The sequence below is a fragment of the Streptomyces sp. NPDC087215 genome, from assembly GCF_044744885.1.
Lineage (GTDB): Bacteria > Actinomycetota > Actinomycetes > Streptomycetales > Streptomycetaceae > Streptomyces.
Map to the genome: position 1 here is coordinate 25947 of NZ_JBIUZD010000007.1, position 21004 is coordinate 46950.

Consider the following 21004-nt stretch of genomic DNA (forward strand, 5'->3'; position numbering starts at 1 on the left):
GCTGCGTGAGGGAAGGCGGGGAAGGCATCGCTGCGTCGGGAACGGAAGGCGGCCGCCTCGACCGGCCCGGGTACGCGCGCGGGGAGGCCGATGGCGGGGCCGTAGGCCTCCGCTCGGCCCGGGTACGCGCGCGGGGTCCCCGGAACCTGTCCAGGAGGGCGTACGCGCCCTTTCGACCGGAGTGCGCGCGCGGGGGCCCGTCCCGGGGTCCGTCACGCTCCACGACCGTTCCGACCTGGGTACGCGCGCGAGGCAGCCCCTTCGGGCACCCGCCGCAAGAACGTACAAGACCTGGCCGACGGGACTGCCGTACCGTCCCTGACGTGGCAGAACAGACAGCACCTCCCGTCATACGCGACGGAGCACCCGGCGAGACATCCCCCACGGCACCCGGCGAGACGCCCGACGCGGCGCGGGGCATACCCGGAGCGGCACCGGCCGAGCCCGGCGCGGCACCCGCCAAGCCCGACGCGGCCGTCGTCCGTGACGCCCTCGGTGTCGGCGTGGCCGTCGGCCTCTCCGGCTTCGCCTTCGGCGTGACCTCCGCGGGCTCCGGCCTCAGCGTCCTCCAGACCTGCGTCCTCAGCCTCCTCGTCTTCACCGGGGCCTCGCAGTTCGCGCTCGTCGGCGCCCTCGCCGCGGGCGGCAACCCCTTCACGGCCGCCGCCGGGGCCTTCTTCCTCGGCACCCGCAACGCCTTCTACGGTCTGCGGCTCTCCCAGCTCCTCGCCGTGCCCAGGGCCGCCAGGCCGTTCGCCGCGCACTGGGTGATCGACGAGACCACGGCCGTCGCGCTCGCCCAGCCGTCCCGCAGGGCCGCCCGGATCGGCTTCACCGTCACCGGCCTCACCCTGTACGTCCTGTGGAACGTGACCACCCTGCTCGGCGCCCTCGGCGCGGAGGCGATCGGCGACACCGCCGCCTGGGGGCTCGACGCGGCCGGTCCCGCCGTCTTCCTCGCCCTGCTCGCCCCCATGCTGAAGTCCGCGACCGAACGGACCACCGCCGGGATCGCCGTCCTGCTCGGCCTCGGGCTGCTGCCCTTCCTGCCCGCCGGGGTCCCGGTCCTCGCGGCGGCCCTCGCCGCGCCCCTGGTGCTGTGGTTCCACGGCCGCCGCACCGGCCCGCCCGCCGGGACGGAGGACCCCCGATGAACGTCTGGATCGCCATCGCCCTGACCGCCGGCGGGTGCTACCTGCTCAAACTGCTCGGGCTGCTGGTCCCCGCCGGAGCCCTGGAACGGCCGCTCGTACGGCGGCTCGCCGCGCTCCTCCCCGTCGCGCTGCTCGCCGCGCTCACCGCGCAGCAGACCTTCGGCGCGGGCCACGCCCTGGTCCTCGACGCCCGCGCCGCCGGAGTCGCCGCGGCCGCCGTCGCCCTGGTCCTGCGGGCCCCCTTCCTGGTGGTCGTGGGCGCCGCCGTACTCGTCACGGCGGGGGTACGGGCCCTGGCCGGGTGACGGAAGGGCCGGGCGGCGGCCGGTCCCGCGGGGGCGCCGCCGCCCGCGGCTGGAGCCCTGCCGCCCGTCCCCCGCCGTCAGCCGATGGCGCGGCCGTGCGCCCGCAGGACGCGCAGGGCCTCGACCGTGACGATCGGACGCCACTCCAGGGCCGAGCCGGGGGCCCAGGCGCGCCAGCGGATCGGCCAGCCCCCGTCCGGTCGCTGGTCGGCCGCGAGCCGGTCGAGCGAGCGGGTCATCTCGGCGTCGGTGAACCAGCGAGCCGCCAGCGAGCCGGGCACGCGCGCGTAGTCGTGCGGATGGTGCAGTTCCCCGGGCGCGTACCCCTCCGGCACCGGATACTCGGCCTCCCGGTCCGGGTCCAGGACGGCGAGCCGCTGTTCGCGGACGAGCCGCCCGAGACGGGCGGCGGCCGCCTCCGCGCGCGCGTGGTCCGGTGCCCCGTCCAGGAAGGCGACCGCTGCCTCGATCTCGTACGGATGCGACTTCTCCAGCGATTCCACGGCCGCCCAGCAGTACTCGGTGGCCCGGAACAGCCACGCGTGCCAGACCTGGTTGCGGTGCAGCAGGCCGACCACCGGGCCCGTGGTGAGCAGTGCGCTCGGCGGGGAGTCGACGACCGGGACGAAGGGCGCCGACGGGTAGGGGCGCTGGGACGGGTGGACGGCGGGCAGCGCGCCGTCGGGGGTGGACACGGCGGTGAGGTAGCGGCAGATCCGCTCCGCGCGCAGTCCGCCGCAGCGGCCGATCGAGTCGAGGACGCGCAGCGCGTGCGCGGTGTGCAGCGGCTGGCTGACCGGGCCGCGCAGATCGGGTTCGAGCGCGTGCCCGTAGCCGCCGTCCTCATTGAGGTACGACGAGAGGGCCGTCTCGACCTGGTCCGCGCCACCGTGCAGGAAGTGGTGGGCGAATCTGCGCTGTTCGAGGACGCGGGCCGTCAGCCAGACGAAACGCTCGGCGCGGGCCAGGGGAGTCGCGGTCGGGGCGGGGAGCGGATTTTCGGCCATGCTCCGACCGTAGAGCGGAACGCCGTGGTGACAAGGCTCACGGAGCGGGCTGCACTCTTGGGAGCGGGATACTGGCGTCATGCGGTTGACGATTTTCTGGGAGCGGATGGCCGACCACTTCGGTGCGTCGTACGCCGAGTCCTTCGCGCGTGACCATGTGATGGCGGAGCTGGGCGGCCGGACGGTGCGCGAGGCGCTGGACTCGGGCTGGGAGGCGAAGGACGTGTGGCGGGCCGTCTGCGCGGCCGTCGGCGTACCGGCCGACAAGCGCTGACGGCCGCCGGGGCCCCGCGGAGAGCTCCGGGGAACCCCCGTCCCACGGGCGGGGACCGTGGGGTGACCGGGGCGATGTGAGGGGGCCCGGGTGGAATGTCCGTGCGGTGCGCGAGACTGGCAGGGTGGCTCCGACTGACGAATCCGACGTGACACGACCGAACCCATCCCGCGCACCGGGCGAATCTCCCGGACCGGCCGCCTCCCCGGCTCCGGTCGACGGGGGCGCCGACGGCGGTGCGACGCCCGTGCCCGCCGGCACGACGGCGGTGGTCACCGGCGGCGGGAGCGTCGCCACGGAGACCGCGCCGGTCGGTGCGGGGACCACCGGAGGCGTACCGGACGGTCCGGGCTCTCCCGGGGGAGCACCGGACGCGCCCGCCGGTGCCCGGGCCGACAGAGCCCGGACCGCCGGTGCCGGGGCCGCCGGGAGCCTGCCCGCCGAGCGGAGCGGGTCCGTCGACGAGCGCGGTGTGCCCGCGGGGCAGGCCGCGCGGATGCCGCGCTGGCTGCCCCGCGCGCTCGTCCTCGCCCTGGCGCTCTACTCGTGCTTCCTCCTCGGCAACTGGGCCTTCCACCAGCTCGTCGGTCTCCTCGTCAACATCCTGCTCGCGTTCTTCCTCGCCCTGGCCATCGAACCGGCGGTCGGCCGGATGGCGGCCCGGGGGATGCGGCGGGGACTCGCCACCTTCCTCGTCTTCCTCGCCGTCATGGTCAGCGCCGTCGGCTTCGTCGTGCTCCTGGGGTCGATGCTCGCCGGGCAGATCGTGGACATGGTCGAGAACTTCCCCAAGTACCTCGACTCACTGATCAACTGGATCAACCAGAACTTCCACACGGACCTGTCCCGCGTCGAGGTCCAGGACAGCGTCCTGAGCTCCGACTGGCTGCAGAAGTACGTGCAGAACAGCGCCTCCGGCGTCCTCGACGTCTCCACCACCGTCCTCGGCGGCCTGTTCCGGCTGCTGACGATCTTCCTGTTCTCGTTCTACTTCGCGGCCGACGGACCCCGGCTGCGGCGCGCCCTCTGCTCCGTCCTGCCGCCCGCCCGGCAGACCGAGGTGCTGCGCGCCTGGGAGATCGCCGTCGACAAGACCGGCGGCTATCTGTACTCGCGCGGGCTCATGGCCCTCATCTCGGGCGTCGCCCACTTCGTGCTCTTCGAGATCCTCTCCGTGCCGTACGCGCCCGCGCTCGCCGTGTGGGTCGGCCTGGTGTCGCAGTTCATCCCGACCATCGGCACCTATCTGGCCGGTGCCCTGCCGATGCTGATCGCGTTCACCGTCAATCCCTGGTACGCGCTGTGGGTGCTCGGCTTCGTGGTCGTCTACCAGCAGTTCGAGAACTACGTCCTCCAGCCGAAGCTCACCTCCAAGACGGTGGACATCCACCCGGCGGTGGCGTTCGGCTCCGTCATCGCGGGCACGGCGCTGCTCGGCGCCGTCGGCGCCCTGATCGCGATCCCGGCCGTGGCGACCCTCCAGGCCTTCCTGGGCGCGTACGTGAAGCGGTACGACGTGACCGACGACCCGCGCGTCCACGGCCACCGGCGGTACGGCGAGGCCGTCGTCGCCCGGTTGCAGAAGGCCCTCCAGCACAAGAAGGAGCCGACGCCCGGGGAACCCGCGAGGGAGGGCTGACCGGTGGGCTCCGAGACGCGGGCCCGGACGGTCCCGCACGGGGCCGGTCCCCGCGCGCGTGGAGCGGCCGTGCCGGGGCCGTACGGACGGCGGCGGCCCCGCTACGCGCGCGTGCTGCCGACCGGGTCGTCCACGAGCGGGTTCGGGACCGGGAGGTAGTGCGGGGCGGTGCCCTCCGCCCCGATCCAGCGGGAGAGCAGGTTCGCCTTGCCGGGGAGGGTGGGCGCGGCGAGCAGCCCGGCGACGTCGGGCGCCCAGGGCAGCCGGCCGTCGCGCTCGAACTCGTCGCGGGCCCGCGCCCACAGGGCGGGCGCGGATCCCGGGAAGCGGTCGGCGAGGGCCCCGGCGACCTCGGAGAGGTTGTTGACCACCAGGCAGTAGACGAGCCGCCGCCAGGCCGCCTCGCGGGGCGTCTCGGGCACGGTCTTGGCGCCCTCCGCGTCACGGAACACCGACTGCACGGGGACACCCAGGGAGTCCACGGCGATCAGGGTGTTCTGCAGATGGCACTCCACGACCACCCCGAAGCGGGCGAACACCTCCAGGACCGGTCCGACGACCCGGCGCAGGTACGCCGACCACCACGACAGGGGATCGGTGACCCGGTCGAGGGGATTGCCGGGGAAGCCCTCCACGAGCGCCGCCGCGAGCACCGCCGTCGTACCGGGCGCCAGATGCCGGTCCAGACCGTCCCTGACGAGCACGGCGCAGGTCTCGAAGAGCCCGTCCACCGTGCGGTAGCCCCGGTCGCTGAGCCAGGCCGACGGCCCGCCCACGGCGGCGAAGGCGGCGGAGACCCGGGGGTCGGTCCGGCGGACGTGCAGCAGCTCGTGGCGGCGCATCCGGCGGATGTCGTTGGTGATCCGCACATCGAGACTGAACTTCAGGAGCAGGTCGCCGCGCGCGCGGGAGCCGTCGCCGGGGACGTACAGGGTGCGCACCGACGAGGTCGGCCGGGCGGTCCCGCGCGTGGTGCCCAGCCGGACGAGACGGCCCTCGGCGAAGGCGGCGCGCAGCCGGGGCGTACGGGCCGAGAGCTCCAGCTGCCAGGGATGGGCGGGGAGCAGCCGGTAGCCGGGCGGGGCCTCGCCGAGGGCGTCCAGGGCCCCGGTGTCGCCGTCCTCGACCAGGGCGTCCTCGCGCACGCCGAGCAGCACCAGCGGGAACCGGGCGTACGCCTCCGGGGCGTACCGCAGCCACGAGGTGGACGGACCCCAGGACGTACGGGCCTTGGGGGCCGGATGGTACGGGTGGCCCATGACCAGGGACTGCTCGGAGCGGAGCCAGGGGTCCTCGGGCGGCACAGTGCGGGCACGGGCGGCGAGGAGGGCCCGTACGGCGTCGCGGCTCGCGGCCATCTCGGCGGCCAGGGCCGGATTGGAACGGCCGGTGGCGGCGCGCATCTCCTGGACGGCGAGGTCGACCAGACCGGCGTGGCCCAGGGACCGCCAGGCCCGGCCCGTCCACAGCTCGGGGGCCGAGGGCCGGTGCCCGGGGCGCACCCGCAGGAGACGGCCGCTGGCGCGGAGGCGGTGGACGGCGTGCCACGGACCCCGGCCGAGCGGGCCGGGCCCCGGGTCGTCCTGCTCGCCGTCCGGGGCCGGAGCGGGGTCCGCCGCCTCGCGGAGGAGGCAGTTGAGCAGGGGCGTCACCGCCAGCGCGTCGGCGGCCCGCGTCAGTGTGTTCATCGTTCTCAGTATGTGTGGACCGGGTCATGTGTGGATCGACTTCGACCGCGATAGAACAGACCCATGTGCAGAACCGCCGCGGAGCGGGCCCTCGCCGCCGAGCTCGACGCCGTACGGCCCCGGCTGACCGCCGCGTACGCCACGGGGCTCCCGGGGACGAGGAGCGCGGTGCTGACCCGGCTCTGGCGCGGTCTCGTCCACGAGCCGATCCCCTGGATCACGGCCAGGACGGCCGACCGCGAGGGCGTCACCCTGCGGCTCGCCGACGGGCGGCGGCTGCACGGCCCGCCCTCGGACCCCTGGGCGACGGCCGCGACGGTGACCCGGCTCGACCTGGACGGCCGCGCCTTCGACCACCCGGCCGAACTGGTGGCGGCCCTCGCCGTCCCGGGGGGCGGGCGGCTGGCCGCCGAACTCGACCACAGCGTCGCCTCGATGGCGCTGTCGCGCACGACGCCCCGGCGAGCCGTCACCGTGCCGCCCACGGCCCCCTGGGACGCGGAACAGACCGACACCGACGGGCACCCGTACCACCCCTGCTGCCGTTCCCGCCCGGGTTTCTCGGCCGCCGAGGAACTGGCGTACGCGCCCGAGCACCGGCCCGTCGTCCCGCTGCGCCTGGCCGTCGTCGAGGACGCCGCCGTGTCCGGCGCGTGGCCCGACGAACTCCGCGACGGCGCCGCCGTACTGATCCCCGTCCACCCCTGGCAGGCCGAGCACGTCCTGTCCGGACTCCCGCTGCGCCCCGGCCCGGACGCCCATCCGCTCCTCTCGCTGCGCACCCTCGCCCTGGGGGAGGGCGGCCCGCACGGGAGCACGCGCGCGTACGTGTACGGCGGCGTGCACGTGAAGACCTCGCTGAGCACACGGCTCACCTCGACCGTCCGGGACATCTCCGCGTACACGGTGACCCACGCCGTCGCCACCTCCGTGTTCCTCGAAGGCCTGGCCGCGCGGTTCGAGGGCCGGTTCCACATCGCCCGTACGCTGGCGGCGGCCGGGGCGGGCACCGCCGATCTGGCGGTGCTCCTGCGGGAGGCGCCCCACGTCCACGCGCGCGCGGACGTGGGGGAGAGCGTCGTGCCGGTGGCCGCCCTGCCCGCGCTGTTCGCGTCCCGCACCCCCGCCGAACGGTTCGACCTGACCGTGGCGTTCGCCCGGCTGGCCCTCGGCGTCTGCCTGGAACTGCTCGACCTCGGGGTGGCCCTGGAGGCGCACGGCCAGAACCTCCTCGTGGTCGTCGACCCGGACGGGCGTCCGCTGCGGCTCGTCTACCGGGACCTCGCCGACATCCGGATCAGTCCCGCCCGCCTCGCCCGGCACGGCGTCGCGGCCCCGCCGCTGACCGGCCGTCTCCTGGACGACGACCCGGAGCTGCTGCGCCGCAAGGTCCTCGGCGGTCTGGTCACCGGCGCGCTCGGCCCGCTGGCCGGGGACGCGCCGACCCTCGGCACGGTCCTGGAGAAGGTCCTCCCGGACCTCGTCCCGACCCCGGACCTGCGCGTCCTGCGCACCGAGCCGCTCCCGGCGAAGGCGCTCACCCTGATGCGGCTGGACCCGGAGGGACGGGAACGGTGGACCGGGCTCCCCAACCCCTGGGGGACGGCCTCCGGCCACCGCGCGTGAGCGGGTGGGGAACCCGGGCGGGGCAGCCGTTCCTCACCCGAGGAGGGTGCGGGGGCACCGCCGGGTCCTGAGCGGGTCCCGCCGGGCCGGGGTCCCGCCCGTGACGGCCGCCCCCGGCCGTACTCAGACCGTCGTCAGCCCGTCCTCGGCGAGCGGGACGCCGAGCCGTCCGGCGACGGTGGCGAGGGCCTTTCCGAGAGGGAGGGCGATCCGGGCGTCGGCGAACTTGTCGCCGCGCGTGGGATCGCGGTTGACGATCACCACGGGCGTACCGGCGTCGGCGGCCTGACGGACGAACCGCAGCCCCGACATCACCGTCAGCGAGGAGCCCAGCACCAGGACCGAGGAAGCGGCGCGCACCAGTTCCCGGCAGCGTTCCACCCGTTCCACGGGCACGGTCTCGCCGAAGAACACGACGTCCGGTTTGAGGTCCCCGCCGCACACCACGCACGGCGCCACCCGGAAGTCCGCGGCCTGCTCGTCGGTGAGATCGGCGTCCCCGTCCGGGTTGACCGCGGCGGGCACCGGGTCGAACCCCGGGTTGGCCTCACCCAGACGTTCGGCCAGTGCGCGCCTGGCGCTCCTGTCGCCGCAGCGGAGACAGACGACCCGGTCGAGGCTTCCGTGCAGCTCCACGACCCCGGCGCTGCCCGCCGCCTGGTGCAGACCGTCGACGTTCTGCGTGACGACCCCGCCGAGCAGCCCCCGCCGTCCGAACGCGGCCACCGCCCGGTGCCCGTCGTTGGGCCGGGCCCGCCCGAAGGTGCGCCAGCCGAGATGGCTCCTGGCCCAGTACCGCCGCCGGGCACCGGCGCTCGCGGTGAAGTCCTGGTACGTCATCGGCGTGTGCCTGCTCAGGCTTCCGCCCGCGCCCCGGTAGTCGGGGATGCCCGACTCGGTCGAGATCCCGGCCCCGCTGAGCACCAGCACGCGGCCGGTGCGCAGGGCCCCGACGACCGGCTCCAGGTCCGTCGTGCCCGGCGGGAGATCCCCGTCCGGGGTCCAGCTGAGCGTGGGGCGCGTACGCATGACGCCAGGGTACGGAACCCTCCGCCGTCACGGCCCGTCGAGGGCCAGGCCCCGTGCCCCTTCAGCGGCTCGTGGGGTCTCCGGCGGGCGACACGCGCGCGTGTCCGGCGGCCTCGGCGGCGGTGTGGGCGGAGGCGAAGGCGAACGCGCGCGGGGACGGCCCGTTCTCCCGCAGGTCCGCCAGCCGCTCCAGGGCCTCGGCGACGGTCGGACGGTGACCGGCGGGCACCCACCACAGCACCATGTGCGCCGCCGCGTGCCGCGCGAACCAGTCGCGCCGCCGCCGCATCACCTCCAGGTGCCCGCTGCGGTAGGTGAAGTCCCACAGGGCCTCCTGGGTCTCCCACACCGACATGTTGACGATGACGTCCTCACCGGCCGGGCGCAGGGCGGTGGCGTCGGCGGACCCGTCCGCGACGAGGCGCCACACGAAGCCGGGTGCGGCGTCGGCGGCGGCGTTGACCGTGTCGAGCATCTCGACGAAGGGCGCGACACGAGGGTCGTCGAGGGGGTGGAGGAGCGTGGCGACATTGAGCTGGGCGAGGTGCGCGGCAGGCGGGGACGCTGTCATGGCCTCATCCCAGCACGGCGCCGATTTCTATGTCAATCTTGATTGTTTTTAGAATCTTCGACGACGACGCAGCATTCGCCCGGACGGGAGTCCATCCGGGCCCGGACGGCCCCGCCGGTGCCGAGCAGGCCCTCCAGGAGGGCGAGGTTCATGCCGCAGACGAGCGGCGGGAAGCGTTCGGCGACGGAGTGGAAGGGGCAGTTGCGCATCCGGACGACGGCCGGGGCGGCCTCCGGTGCCGTCTCCGCCGGTCCGACGGCTCCGACGGCTCCGGGTGCTCCGGGTGCTTCAGGTGTGATGGGTGCTCCGGGTGTGATGGGTGCGGTGGGTGTGGCGGGCGCTCCGGGTGCGGTGGGTGTGACGGGTGTCGGTCCGGTCGCCTCCGTCGCCGCTCCGGGCGCCTTGACGGCCCCGGCGGCCCGGTCGCTCCCGGCGTCCTTCGTGCGGGTGGGGGTGTCGGCCGGTTCGAGGTGGGGTTCGTAACCCCGTGCGGCCAGGGCCTCCATGGCCTCCGCCAGGCTGCCGCAGGGGGCGGCGGGGCCGCGCAGGGCCTCGCCCTTGCGGCGCGCGGCGGTGCGGAGCTCCCTGTCCAGACCGGCCCGCTCGGCGGCCTCGGCCAGCAGTTCGGCGGCGGTGAGGTAGTCCCGGGAGGGCAGGGACACCGCGTGCTCGGCACGCGCGCGCGTGTAGACCTTGGCGGGCCGCCCGGCCCCGGGGCCCGAGCGGCCCGTCAGGCGTCGGCTGCCGCTCTCCAGCAGGCCCGCCCCGGTCAGTCTGTCCAGGTGGTGCGCGGCGAGCGTGCGCGTCACCCCGGTGGCCTCGGCGGCCTCGTTCCGGCCGACCTCGCGGCCCTGGGCCGCCACGTACTCGTACAGGCGGCGGCGTACCGGGTCCTGGAGCGCCGCGATCGCGTCGATGTCCTTCACCACGCCATTCTAGGAACAACGCGGATTGGCGATAGAGGGTGGCCGATCGCGCGGATCGCGTCCGCGCGCGAGGGGTGCGCGGGTGGGCGTGGCGAGATGTGCGTCACTCGGTGGAACGGCGGCCGTTCCTGACCGAAAGTCACGCAACGTGCTACGGCGTGCGCGGTCGGTCGGTAAGGATGGAGGTCGCGCTCCCGCGTTCCGGGGAATCCCTCGGGCGGGGGCGCCTACGGGTGCCCGGCGTCCGCCGTGGGCCCGCTTCCTCGGAAAGGCTCTTCTTCATGACTACCGTGACGTCGCCGCTGGCCGGTCGTGCCGTCGGGCTGGCCAACGTGCCCGACCCCGTCTTCGCCGGTGCGATGGTCGGACCGGGCACCGCCGTCGACCCCCCGCGCGAGCCCGTCGAGGCCGTGGCCCCCGTGGACGGCCAGGTCGTCTCCATGCATCCGCACGCCTTCGTCGTGATGGACGAGAACGGGCACGGCGTCCTCGTCCACCTCGGCATCGACACCGTCCAGCTGAACGGCGAGGGCTTCGAGCTGCTGGTCCACAAGGGCGACCGGGTCGAGCGGGGCCAGCCCGTCGTCAAGTGGAACCCGGCGGCCGTCGAGGCGGCGGGCAAGTCGCCCATCTCGCCGATCGTGGCCCTGGAGGCGTCGGCCGAGCAGCTGAGCGGCGTGGTCGAGTCCGGCGAGATCGCCGCCGGTGGTGAGCTCTTCATCTGGAACTGACCCGACGAGGAGCGGGGTGGGGGGCGCCGTCGCGCGGCGGCGACGCTCCTCGGGGTCAGGGCCCACGGGAGTCAGGCCCTCACTGTCAGAGCCGTCCGCGGGGTCCTTGCGGACGGCTCGGCTCCACTGCTCCACGGCTTCGGGTCGGTGGCGTCGGTGGCCCGGGTCGGCGGTGTCGGCGGCTCAGGTGAGTGACCTCCGGAGCTCGGCGGCTCCGCAGCTCCGGTGAGTGATGCCCGGTCGGATGAATCATCGTGAACCGGACTCCGGTGGAGGGGTTCGACCGGTCTCCGGTCGGGGCGCGTCGCGCTTGACACCGAAATCGAACATACATTCTCATGTGAGTCCGGCCCCTGGAATCGCGGGCTTGTAGGCAAGTTGTCCACAGGTCGGAGGGGACGTCGCGGCCCGTTGTCAGTGGCAGGGGTTAGCGTCTTTCCCATGAAGCGATCGACTCAAGCAAACCGGGTGGAACCCATGGCAGGAACCGACCGCGAGAAGGCGCTCGACGCCGCGCTCGCACAGATTGAACGCCAATTCGGCAAGGGCGCCGTGATGCGCATGGGTGACCGTGTCCAGGAGCCGATCGAGGTGATCTCCACCGGATCGACCGCGCTCGACATCGCGCTCGGCGTCGGCGGCCTGCCGCGCGGCCGTGTCGTGGAGGTCTACGGACCGGAGTCCTCCGGCAAGACGACCCTGACCCTGCACGCCGTCGCCAACGCCCAGAAGGCCGGCGGCCAGGTGGCCTTCGTGGACGCCGAGCACGCCCTCGACCCCGAGTACGCCAGGAAGCTCGGCGTCGACATCGACAACCTCATCCTGTCCCAGCCGGACAACGGCGAGCAGGCCCTCGAGATCGTCGACATGCTGATCCGCTCCGGCGCCCTCGACCTGATCGTCATCGACTCCGTCGCCGCGCTCGTCCCGCGTGCGGAGATCGAGGGCGAGATGGGCGACTCGCACGTCGGCCTCCAGGCCCGGCTGATGAGCCAGGCGCTCCGCAAGATCACCAGCGCGCTCAACCAGTCCAAGACCACCGCGATCTTCATCAACCAGCTCCGCGAGAAGATCGGCGTGATGTTCGGCTCGCCGGAGACCACGACCGGTGGCCGCGCCCTGAAGTTCTACGCCTCGGTGCGCCTCGACATCCGCCGTATCGAGACCCTCAAGGACGGCACGGACGCGGTCGGCAACCGCACCCGCGTCAAGGTCGTCAAGAACAAGGTCGCGCCCCCCTTCAAGCAGGCCGAGTTCGACATCCTCTACGGCCAGGGCATCAGCCGCGAGGGCGGTCTGATCGACATGGGCGTGGAGCACGGCTTCGTGCGCAAGGCCGGTGCCTGGTACACGTACGAGGGTGACCAGCTGGGCCAGGGCAAGGAGAACGCCCGCAACTTCCTGAAGGACAACCCCGACCTCGCCGACGAGATCGAGCGGAAGATCAAGGAGAAGCTGGGCGTCGGCGTCCGGCCCGAGGCCGGGAAGACCGACGCGGCGGACGCGGCCGCGAGCACCGACGCGACCGCTGCGGACGACGCGGCCAAGACCGCCCCGGTGGCCGCGAGCAAGACCGTGAAGGCGGCCAAGGTCACCGCGGTCAAGAGCTGAACCGGTGACCGGTCGTGCCGAATGGCCGGGTGACAGCCCCGACTCGTCGAGGGCCGAGAAGGCGCTGTCACCCCAGGAACCGGCTGAGCGGGCGCGGGCGATCTGCCTGCGCCTGCTCACCGGGAGTCCGCGCACGCGCAAACAGCTTGCCGACGCGCTGCGCAAGCGGGAGATCCCCGACGAGGTGGCCGAGGAGGTCCTCTCCCGCTTCGAGGACGTCGGGCTCATCGACGACGCCGCCTTCGCCGGGGCCTGGGTGGAGTCCCGGCACCACGGCCGGGGGCTCGCCCGCCGCGCCCTCGCCCGGGAGCTGCGGACCAAGGGCGTCGAACCGGCTCTCGTCCAGGAGGCGGTGGAGCGGCTCGACTCCGAGCAGGAGGAGGCCACGGCCCGCGAACTGGTCGACCGCAAGCTGCGCTCCACCCGGGGCCTGGAGCGCGACCGGAGACTGCGCAGACTCGCCGGGATGCTCGCCCGCAAGGGCTACCCGGAGGGCATGGCCCTCAGGGTCGTCCGCCAGGCACTGGAGGCGGAGGGCGAGGACACGGACGGGCTCGACGAGTCCTTCTGATCCCCGGGGGGAGATCAGAAGGACCCGGGCAGTGCCCGGAAGGCCGGTGAGGAGCCATGACCGGACCGGAAGGTCCGGCGGTCGTTTCCGCCGTCGCCCGTCGCCCGTCGCCCGTCGCCCGTCGCCCGTCGCCCGTCGCCCGTGGTCCTCTGCTCGGCTTCGGATAGTTCAGCGGGCTGGGGTCGGCGGCTGAGGGGGCTTGCTGGCGCCCCCTCATCTCCACCCGCCACGGCGGGCGTCCGTCAGGGCGCGGGCTTGGGGAGGAGGACGGGGAGGCCCGCCGCCTTCCACGCCTGGAAGCCGCCGATCAGGTCCGTCGCCCGGTGCAGGCCCAGACGGCGCAGGGACTCCGCCGCGAGGGAGGAGGCGTAGCCCTCGTTGCACAGGACCACCACCCGCAGGTCGTGGCTGTCCGCCTCCGCCGCGCGGTGGCTGCCCAGGGGGTCGAGCCGCCATTCCAGCTCGTTGCGTTCCACGACCAGGGCGCCCGGGACCAGGCCGTCCCGTTCGCGCAGGGCCGCGTAGCGCGTGTCCACCAGGAGCGCGTCGCCCGCTTGGTACGCCTCGTACGCGGCCCGGGGCTCGATCCGGTCGATACCCGCCCTGACCTGTTCCAGTAGCTCGTCGATGCCCACCCGCCCGGTGCTCACTGCCAGTCCTCCGGACGCTCGACCTGCTCAAGACGGAGCACCGCGCCGGTCCGGCTGAACCGCCGGATCAGGGGGAGCGGCGGATAGTAGGCGTGCACCGACACCGCGTGGGTGTCGGTGGACTCGTTGAGGACCTCGTGCACATGGTGGCGGCCGAAGGCGCGGCCACCGCCCTCCGCGAGACGACGGGAGCGGTCCAGGCCGTCAGCCAGTTCCAGGGTCTTCCAGCCGGTCGCCGGCAGCCGGACGGCGAGCGCGTTCTCGGTCAGCGTGCCGTGCGCGGTGGCGAAGGCGCCCAGCGATTCGGCGTGGTCGTGCCAGCCGGTGCCCGTGCCGGGCGGCCAGCCGATCAGCCACGCCTCGCTGCCGCCGGGCCCGTCGAGGCGCACCCAGGTGCGGCCCTCGGGGTCGAGCGGCAGGGAGTCGACCAGTGCGCGATCGGCGGCGGTGCGCCGTACGAAGTCGAGGAGGTCGGCCTCCGTCGGCCTGCCGGAAGCACCCGACGGGCCCACCGCGCCGGAAGCGGTGGTGCCGCCGGTGCCGCCGGTGACGGTGGGGACCGGGGCGGGACCGGGAGAGGGAAGGGAGCCGGGCGCGGGCGCGGCGGGGGCGCCGGCCGTGTCCGGGAGATGCGCGGGCGCGGTGGAAGACATGGGGGACCGTCCTGGGTTCGCCGAGGGCGCGCGGCGGCACGGCACACGGAGGGAGCCGGTGGCGGCGGGGCGCGCGGGGGAGAGGAGAGCGAGATCAGCAGGACGGGCGACACACGCAGCCCGCATAGCGGACGAGGTCCATATGGACCCTCCGCCACAGGCGCGCATAGGTGTCGGTCACGTTCCGGAGTACACCATGTGCGCCGGTGGGAATCAACGCGTGTCCGCTGTGCGGTCACTCCCCGTGGACACGCCTGCCTTCGCGTCGGCTTTCACGTCGGACTGTGCTTCGGCCTTCGCTTCGGCCTTCGCTTCGTTCTTCGATTCCTTCCTCGGGCCGTTCCCGGCGCCGGGAACGGCACCCTCGCCCGTCTCCGCCCCGGGCTCCGTGCCGGGCTCGGTCTCGGGGTGCGGCGAGCCGCCGCGTACCGCGTCCGCCGCCGCGTACAGCTCCTCGGGGCGGACTCCCGAGAAGGCGGCGACGAGGTGCCCGTCGGGCCGGACGAGCAGGACGGCGTGGGCCGGTGCGCCCGGGTACGCCTCGGTGACCAGGACCTCCGCCTTCGCGGGGAGCGCGCGTACCGCCTCTTCGAGCCGGGGCATCACGCCCGCACCCCGCCAGTGCCGCCGGTCCCAGACCCCGGTGCCGGGGGCGACCAGGAGGACCAGGAGACGGCCGTGGCCGAGCCGGTCCCTGAGCCGTACGGTCGTGCCGTCCGGCGCGGTCACCCGCACGTCCTCGACCGGGGCGCCCGTGGGGGTGCCGACCGGGACGCGCCCCTCGGTGGGCTCAGGGGCGAGGGGGGAGTGCGGGTGCGCGGGGGGTGCGCCGAGCGGTCCGCGTCCCACGTGTCCGTCGGCGAGGAGGGCGTCGTGGCCGCGCCCCGCCCCGGGGAGGTAGGCCCGCAGTCCGCCGCCGCCGCGCAGGACGGGCAGCGACTGGTCCGCCGCGCGGAGCCGGTCGGCGACGGCCGAGCGGCGCTCGCTCTGGTAGCTGTCGAGGAGCCGTTCCGAGGCGCCGTGGTGCCAGGTATGGGCGAGTTTCCAGGCCAGGTTGTGGACGTCCCGGAAGCCCTCGTCGAGGCTCTGGGTGCCGACCGCGCCCAGCAGATGGGCCGCGTCCCCGGCGAGGAAGACCCGGTCGACGCGCCAGCGGCGGGCCAGCCGGTGGTGCAGCGTGTACACCCCGGTGTCGATGAGTTCGTACGGCGGTGTCACCCCCTCGCACCACCCGGCCAGGGTCTCGCGGATGCGGGCGACCAGCGCGTCGGGAGTGACGAGGTCACCGCGTGGCGGCAGCAGCCAGTCGATCCGCCACACCCCGTCGGGCAGCGGCCGGGCGGTGATCTCGTCGGGCGCGCCGCGCCATGGCGGCTGACGGTGCGACAGGGCCTCGCCGGGCCAGGGGAGTTCGGTGCGGAGGGCGGCGACGGCGTGCCGTTCGACGGCGGTGCGGCCGGGGAAGCGGATGCCGAGCAGCTTCCGTACGGTCGAGCGGGCGCCGTCGCAGCCGACGAGGTGGCTGCCGCGCCACCAGGTGCCCCCGGGCCCCCGGGTGTGGGCGATCACGCCGTCCCGGTCCTGCTCGATGCCGTCGAGTCCGGCCCCGGTGACGAGGGTGACGAGGTCCTGCCGGGAGAGGGCGTCGCGCAGTCCCCGGGCGAGGGCGTGCTGGGGGATGTGCAGCGGCGCGGCCGGTGCGGAGGGTGCCTCGGGGTCCTCGGACCACTCCTCCGTACCGCCGAGGCCCAGGTCGAGGGTGAGGTGGCGGACCAGTTGGCGGCGGCGCACACCGCGCCAGCCGACCCAGCGGAGGCCCTCGTCACGGAGGGTGGTGCAGCCGAGCCGTTCGACCATGGCGGCCGTGTCGGCGCGCAGCACGACGCTGCGGGCGGGACGGGGCTCGTCCTTGCCGTCGCCCTCGTCGAGGACGACGCTGGGCACGCCCTGCGCGGCGAGCGCGAGGGCGAGCGCGAGGCCGACCGGCCCCGCGCCCACGATGATCACCGGGTCCACGGCGCGGCTCCTGAAGGCCGGACGGTCATGAGGGCAGCACAGTCGAGTGTGGCACGAGCCCGGTGGTTGATCACAGAACGTATGCAACCCACTGAGGGTGCTTGCGTCAAGCGCCGGGCTGGGCGCGGTGCGGCTGACCTCGGGTCAGTACCGTTCCGGCCCAGCTCCGTTGCTCCGGGGCCGCTCGGGTCAGGCGCCGGTGACGGCTTCCGACTTGGGTTCGGGGGCTCCGGCCTGGGTGGGAAGGACGACCGCGCCGGACTTCCCGCCGCGCCGCAGCCGCTTCTCCAGATACCCGGCGAGGGTGGTGAGGAGCGAGTTGAGGGCGATGTAGATCAGGGCGATGACGGTGAAGGTGGCGATGGTGTTGGCGCCGTAGTTGGCGGTGATCTGCCGGTTCTGGCTGAGCAGCTCCGTGAAGCCGAGGAGGGCGCCGCCGAGCGCGGTGTCCTTGACGATCACGACGAGCTGGCTGACCAGGGCGGGGAGCATCACGGTCACGGCCTGCGGGAGCAGCACGGACAGCATGGTCTGGCCCTTGCGCATCCCCAGAGCCACGGCCGCGTCGCTCTGGCCCCGGGGCAGCGACAGCACACCGGCCCGTACGACCTCGGCGATCACCGAGGCGTTGTAGAGGACGAGGCCGGTGACCACCGCGTACAGCGGACGGAAGTCGGAGCTGACCGGGGTGAACTGCGCGTACAGGGCGCTGGCGAACATCATCAGGAGCAGCACCGGGATGGCGCGGAAGAACTCCACGACCGCGCCGACGGGCACCCGTACCCAGCGGTGGTCCGACAGCCGGCCGATGCCCAGGGCGGCGCCGAGCGGCAGCGCGATGAGGATGGAGAGCGCGGCCGCCTTGAGGGTCTCGGTGAGACCGGGCAGCAGATACGTCGTCCAGACCTCGGACTCGGTGACGAACGGGCTCCACTTCGCCGCGTCCAACTGGTGCTTGGCGTCGAGGGCGGCGAGCACCCACCACGCCACCAGGCCGAGGACCACCAGGAAGACAGCCGTGTAGAGGACGTTGCGCCGCCTGGCGCGGGGGCCGGGGGTGTCGTACAGGACGGAGGTCATCGCTTCACCGCCAGTCGCTTGGCCGCCCAGCCCAGGATGAGGCCGGTGGGAAGGGTGAGGACGAGGAAGCCGAAGGCGAAGACGCCGAAGACGGCGAAGAGTGCGTCGGCCTCGTTCTCGATCATCTCCTTCATCAGGAACGCAGCCTCCGCGGCGCCGATCGCGGCGGCCACGGTGGTGTTCTTGGTGAGGGCGATCAGGACGTTGGCGAGCGGGGTAACCGCGGCGCGGAAGGCCTGGGGGAGGACCACCAGGGTCAGCACCTGGACGAAGCTCATGCCCAGCGCGCGAGCGGCCTCGGCCTGACCCGGTGGGACGGTGTTGATGCCGGAGCGCAGTGCCTCGCAGACGAAGGTGCCGGTGTAGGCGACGAGTCCGAGTACGGCGAGGCGGAAGCCGATGCCCTCCGAGCGCTCGCCGCCGAGCGTGATGAGCAGGGTCTGGTTGAGGCCCAGCAGACACGCGACGAGGACGACCGTCAGCGGGGTGTTGCGGATGGTGTTCACATAGACGGTGCCGAAGGCCCGCATCAGCGGGACGGGGCTGACCCGCATGGCGACCAGGGCGGTGCCCCAGATCAGCGAGCCGATGGCCGAGTAGAGGGCGAGCTGTGCCGTCACCCAGAAGGCGCCGAGCAGGTCGTACTGCCCGGAATCAAGAAAGTCGAACACGATGCCCGCGCTCTCCCCTGGTGGTCGGTCGGTGTGGAGGGCCGGTGCGTGGGCAGCGGCCGGTGCCGGTGCGACGGCCGCCCCGAGTGGGGGCGGCCGTCGCTGCCGGGGTGCGTCAGATCAGCTCGCGATCTTCGGCGCGGACTCGTACTTGTAGCCGGAGGGGCCGAAGTGCTGCTTGACGAGCTTCTCCCAGGTGCCGTCGGAGACCATCTTCTCCAGCGCCTTGTTGATCTTGCCGCGCAGCTCGTCGTCGCCCTTCTTGAGGCCGATGCCGTAGTTCTCGTCGCTCATCCGGAGACCGGCGAGCTTGAACTTGCCCTGGTGCTCCTTCTGCGAGGCGTAGCCCGCGAGGATGGAGTCATCGGTGGTCAGGGCGTCGACGGCCTTGTTCTCCAGACCGGTCAGGCACTCGGAGTAGCCGCCGAGCTGCTGGAGGTCGGCCTTCGGAGCCAGCTTCTCCTTGACGTTCTGCGCGGAGGTCGAGCCGGTGACCGAGCAGAGCTTCTTGGCGTTGAGGTCCTCGACCTTGGTGATCGAGTTGTCGTCGGCGCGCACGAGGAGGTCCTGGTGGGCCAGGAAGTACGGACCGGCGAAGTCGACCTCCTTCTTGCGCTTGTCGTTGATCGAGTAGCTGGCGACGACGAACTTGACGTCACCGTTCTTGATCAGGTTCTCGCGCTCGGCGCTGGGCGCCTGCTTGAAGTTGATCTTGTCCTCGGCGAAGCCGAGCTCCTTGGCCACGTAGCGGGCGACGTCCACGTCGAAACCGGCGTACTTGCCGTCCGGGGTCTTCAGGCCCAGGCCGGGCTGATCGAACTTGATGCCGACGTTGATCTTGTCACCGTTGCTGCCCGAGTCGGAGCCGGTGCCACAGGCGGAGGCGGTCAGGGCGAGGACGACGGCGGCCGCGGCGGCGGCGGAGGTACGGCGAAGCTTCATCGAGGAATGTCCCTTGGTCTGGAAGTGAGTGGGGAAGAGTGGGCCCGAACTCACTCAGTGGTGAAGGATCTTGGAGAGGAAGTCCTTGGCCCGGTCGCTGCGCGGGTTGCTGAAGAACTCCTCGGGCGTCGCCTGCTCGACGATGCGGCCGTCGGCCATGAAGACGACCCGGTTGGCGGCGGATCGCGCGAAGCCCATCTCGTGGGTCACGACCACCATCGTCATGCCGTCCCGGGCCAGCTGCTGCATGACCTCCAGGACCTCGTTGATCATCTCGGGGTCGAGCGCGGAGGTCGGCTCGTCGAACAGCATGACCTTGGGGCCCATAGCGAGCGCGCGGGCGATCGCCACGCGCTGCTGCTGACCACCGGAGAGCTGCGCCGGGTACTTGTCCGCCTGGGTGCCGACGCCGACCCGTTCGAGCAGGGCGCGGGCCTTGGTCTCGGCGGCCTTCTTCTCCGTCCTGCGGACCTTGATCTGGCCCAGCATCACGTTCTCCAGCACCGTCTTGTGCGCGAAGAGGTTGAAGGACTGGAAGACCATGCCGACGTCGGAACGCAGCCTGGCCAGCTCCCTGCCCTCGGCGGGCAGCGGCTTGCCGTCGATGGTGATGGTGCCGGAGTCGGTGCTCTCCAGCCGGTTGATCGTGCGGCACAGCGTCGACTTGCCGGACCCGGAAGGTCCGATGACGACCACGACCTCGCCGCGGCTGATCGTCAGATCGATGTCCTGGAGGACATGCAGTGCGCCGAAGTGCTTGTTCACACCGGACAGTACGACCAGGTCGTCCGCGGCGCGCGGGGCGTCCTCCGGCCCCCTGGGCACGGACTTGGACACTGACTCTCCGCTCATCGGCCTCTTGCTCCGTCCTCCTCGGTTGGGGAGGACACTAGAGACCCGATGTGATGACCGTCATCACATCTGAGCGGAAATTGAGGATAACGATCGGGCCGCAACCGGACACTCTGGGTGAAGAGGGCGCTGCGGGGCGTACCGGAACCGGAGCGGAAGCACCACCGTCACCGGGGGGACACTTGACTGCCGCACTCATGTTCTGTGTTCATGCTCCGGTGGCACCTGGTACACAGAGAGCCGCCATCAGGACATCTTCACGGAGGAGGTACGCATGAGACTGCTGCTCGTCGAGGACGACGACCACGTCGCCGCCGCCCTCTCCGCGATCCTCGCCAAGCACGGCTTCGCCGTCACCCACGCCCGCGGCGGCGAGGAGGCCCTCCAGGCCGTCCTGCCCACCGCACAGGGCGAGCGCCCCTCCTTCGGCGTGATCCTGCTCGACCTGGGCCTCCCCGACCAGGACGGCTACCAGGTCTTCGGCCGCATCCGGAAGCTCACCACCACTCCGGTGATCATGGTGACCGCGCGCGGCGACGTACGCTCCCGGATCCACGGGCTCAACCTCGGCGCCGACGACTACGTCGTCAAGCCCTACGACCCCGGCGAACTGCTCGCCCGCATCCACGCCGTCAGCAGGCGCAACGGCCCCGCCGAGGAGACCCCCGGCGGCGGCGGCCCGCCCGCCGACGGGACGCTGCTGCGGCTGGGCCCCCTCATCATCGAACTGCCCACCCGGCGGGTCAGCGTCCACGACGAGAGCGTCCCCCTCACCCGCAAGGAGTTCGACCTCCTCGCGCTCCTCGCGCAGCGCCCCGGAGTCGTCTTCCGCCGCGAACAGATCATCAGCGAGGTCTGGCGCACCAACTGGGAGGGGACCGGCCGCACCCTGGAGGTCCACGTCGCCTCCCTGCGCTCCAAACTGCGGATGCCCGCCCTCATCGAGACCGTGCGGGGCGTCGGCTACCGGCTGGTCGCCCCCGCCGCCTGACCGCAGAACGGCCCCTC

General features: G+C 73.1%; 22 protein-coding genes. 9 read left to right on the top strand and 13 right to left on the bottom strand.

Going from position 1 to position 21004, the window contains the following annotated elements; all coding sequences use genetic code 11:
- Positions 1–323 precede the first annotated feature (323 nt).
- The gene (locus ACIO92_RS19675; protein ID WP_401241131.1) at positions 324–1154 is read left to right on the top strand and encodes an AzlC family ABC transporter permease; all 831 of its coding nucleotides are present in this window, start codon (positions 324–326) and stop codon (positions 1152–1154) included.
- Positions 1151–1459 carry an AzlD domain-containing protein gene (locus ACIO92_RS19680; RefSeq protein WP_366444184.1) on the top strand — a complete coding sequence of 103 codons (309 nt, stop codon included), beginning with the start codon at positions 1151–1153 and terminating at the stop codon, positions 1457–1459. Before ACIO92_RS19675 ends, ACIO92_RS19680 begins: the two co-directional genes overlap by 4 nt.
- A 77-nt stretch (positions 1460–1536) precedes the next feature.
- Here ACIO92_RS19680 and ACIO92_RS19685 read toward each other — a convergent pair whose 3' ends face one another.
- Positions 1537–2466, bottom strand: a complete 930-nt coding sequence (locus ACIO92_RS19685; protein ID WP_402282684.1) for a hypothetical protein — start codon at positions 2464–2466, stop codon at positions 1537–1539.
- Positions 2467–2545: 79 nt separating this feature from the next.
- Here ACIO92_RS19685 and ACIO92_RS19690 point away from each other — a divergent pair, with 79 nt between their 5' ends.
- Both ACIO92_RS19690 and ACIO92_RS19695 read left to right on the top strand, forming a co-directional pair.
- Entirely contained in the window at positions 2546–2740 is a 195-nt protein-coding gene (locus ACIO92_RS19690; RefSeq protein WP_351791127.1) for a DUF3046 domain-containing protein, read from the top strand.
- 496 nt (positions 2741–3236) lie between these two features.
- The gene (locus ACIO92_RS19695) at positions 3237–4379 is read left to right on the top strand and encodes an AI-2E family transporter (RefSeq protein ID WP_401241287.1); all 1143 of its coding nucleotides are present in this window, start codon (positions 3237–3239) and stop codon (positions 4377–4379) included.
- Between the two features lie 101 nt (positions 4380–4480).
- On the opposite strand, the gene ACIO92_RS19700 is transcribed toward ACIO92_RS19695, so the two are convergent.
- A complete protein-coding gene (locus ACIO92_RS19700; RefSeq protein ID WP_402282682.1) occupies positions 4481–6067 on the bottom strand; it encodes an IucA/IucC family protein in 1587 nt (528 codons plus the stop codon).
- A 63-nt stretch (positions 6068–6130) separates the two neighbouring features.
- Here ACIO92_RS19700 and ACIO92_RS19705 point away from each other — a divergent pair, with 63 nt between their 5' ends.
- Positions 6131–7693 (top strand): IucA/IucC family protein, encoded by a 1563-nt coding sequence (locus ACIO92_RS19705; RefSeq protein WP_402282680.1) that lies wholly within the window; start codon positions 6131–6133, stop codon positions 7691–7693.
- Positions 7694–7816: 123 nt separating this feature from the next.
- Here ACIO92_RS19705 and ACIO92_RS19710 read toward each other — a convergent pair whose 3' ends face one another.
- The 3 genes from ACIO92_RS19710 to ACIO92_RS19720 form a co-directional block, all read right to left on the bottom strand.
- Positions 7817–8722: an NAD-dependent protein deacetylase gene (locus ACIO92_RS19710; RefSeq protein ID WP_366444188.1), complete on the bottom strand. Its 906-nt coding sequence runs from the start codon at positions 8720–8722 to the stop codon at positions 7817–7819.
- A 61-nt stretch (positions 8723–8783) separates the two neighbouring features.
- Positions 8784–9293 carry a DUF3291 domain-containing protein gene (locus ACIO92_RS19715; protein WP_366444189.1) on the bottom strand — a complete coding sequence of 170 codons (510 nt, stop codon included), beginning with the start codon at positions 9291–9293 and terminating at the stop codon, positions 8784–8786.
- A gap of 32 nt (positions 9294–9325) precedes the next feature.
- Positions 9326–10219, bottom strand: coding sequence for a helix-turn-helix domain-containing protein (locus tag ACIO92_RS19720; RefSeq protein WP_402282677.1), 894 nt, complete (start codon positions 10217–10219; stop codon positions 9326–9328).
- A gap of 281 nt (positions 10220–10500) precedes the next feature.
- Here ACIO92_RS19720 and ACIO92_RS19725 point away from each other — a divergent pair, with 281 nt between their 5' ends.
- From ACIO92_RS19725 to recX, 3 genes are all read left to right on the top strand, one after another.
- The gene (locus tag ACIO92_RS19725) at positions 10501–10950 is read left to right on the top strand and encodes a PTS glucose transporter subunit IIA (RefSeq protein WP_366444191.1); all 450 of its coding nucleotides are present in this window, start codon (positions 10501–10503) and stop codon (positions 10948–10950) included.
- A 477-nt stretch (positions 10951–11427) separates the two neighbouring features.
- The gene (gene recA, locus ACIO92_RS19730; RefSeq protein WP_366444192.1) at positions 11428–12561 is read left to right on the top strand and encodes a recombinase RecA; all 1134 of its coding nucleotides are present in this window, start codon (positions 11428–11430) and stop codon (positions 12559–12561) included.
- Between the two features lie 4 nt (positions 12562–12565).
- Positions 12566–13132 (top strand): recombination regulator RecX, encoded by a 567-nt coding sequence (gene recX, locus ACIO92_RS19735; RefSeq protein WP_402282675.1) that lies wholly within the window; start codon positions 12566–12568, stop codon positions 13130–13132.
- Between the two features lie 242 nt (positions 13133–13374).
- Here the strand turns inward: recX and ACIO92_RS19740 are convergent, their stop codons facing one another.
- The 8 genes from ACIO92_RS19740 to ACIO92_RS19775 form a co-directional block, all read right to left on the bottom strand.
- On the bottom strand, positions 13375–13782 hold the full coding sequence (locus ACIO92_RS19740) for a rhodanese-like domain-containing protein (RefSeq protein WP_366444194.1): 408 nt from the start codon (positions 13780–13782) through the stop codon (positions 13375–13377).
- Positions 13779–14435, bottom strand: a complete 657-nt coding sequence (locus ACIO92_RS19745; RefSeq protein WP_366444196.1) for a cysteine dioxygenase — start codon at positions 14433–14435, stop codon at positions 13779–13781. Before ACIO92_RS19745 ends, ACIO92_RS19740 begins: the two co-directional genes overlap by 4 nt.
- Positions 14436–14529: 94 nt before the next feature.
- Positions 14530–14616: a putative leader peptide gene (locus ACIO92_RS19750; RefSeq protein ID WP_315986099.1), complete on the bottom strand. Its 87-nt coding sequence runs from the start codon at positions 14614–14616 to the stop codon at positions 14530–14532.
- A gap of 32 nt (positions 14617–14648) precedes the next feature.
- Entirely contained in the window at positions 14649–16451 is a 1803-nt protein-coding gene (locus tag ACIO92_RS19755) for an FAD-dependent monooxygenase (protein WP_401241149.1), read from the bottom strand.
- 189 nt (positions 16452–16640) lie between these two features.
- Complete coding sequence (locus ACIO92_RS19760) at positions 16641–17531, bottom strand: amino acid ABC transporter permease (protein ID WP_402282672.1); 891 nt, start codon at positions 17529–17531, stop codon at positions 16641–16643.
- The gene (locus ACIO92_RS19765; RefSeq protein ID WP_366444199.1) at positions 17528–18202 is read right to left on the bottom strand and encodes an amino acid ABC transporter permease; all 675 of its coding nucleotides are present in this window, start codon (positions 18200–18202) and stop codon (positions 17528–17530) included. The genes ACIO92_RS19760 and ACIO92_RS19765 overlap by 4 nt, the downstream gene beginning before the upstream one ends.
- A gap of 120 nt (positions 18203–18322) precedes the next feature.
- A complete protein-coding gene (locus ACIO92_RS19770) occupies positions 18323–19144 on the bottom strand; it encodes a glutamate ABC transporter substrate-binding protein (protein ID WP_366444200.1) in 822 nt (273 codons plus the stop codon).
- Positions 19145–19198: 54 nt separating this feature from the next.
- The gene (locus tag ACIO92_RS19775; protein WP_401241154.1) at positions 19199–19996 is read right to left on the bottom strand and encodes an amino acid ABC transporter ATP-binding protein; all 798 of its coding nucleotides are present in this window, start codon (positions 19994–19996) and stop codon (positions 19199–19201) included.
- A 274-nt stretch (positions 19997–20270) separates the two neighbouring features.
- Between ACIO92_RS19775 and ACIO92_RS19780 the strand changes: the two genes are divergently transcribed.
- Positions 20271–20987, top strand: a complete 717-nt coding sequence (locus tag ACIO92_RS19780) for a response regulator transcription factor (protein ID WP_402282669.1) — start codon at positions 20271–20273, stop codon at positions 20985–20987.
- Positions 20988–21004 lie beyond the last annotated feature (17 nt).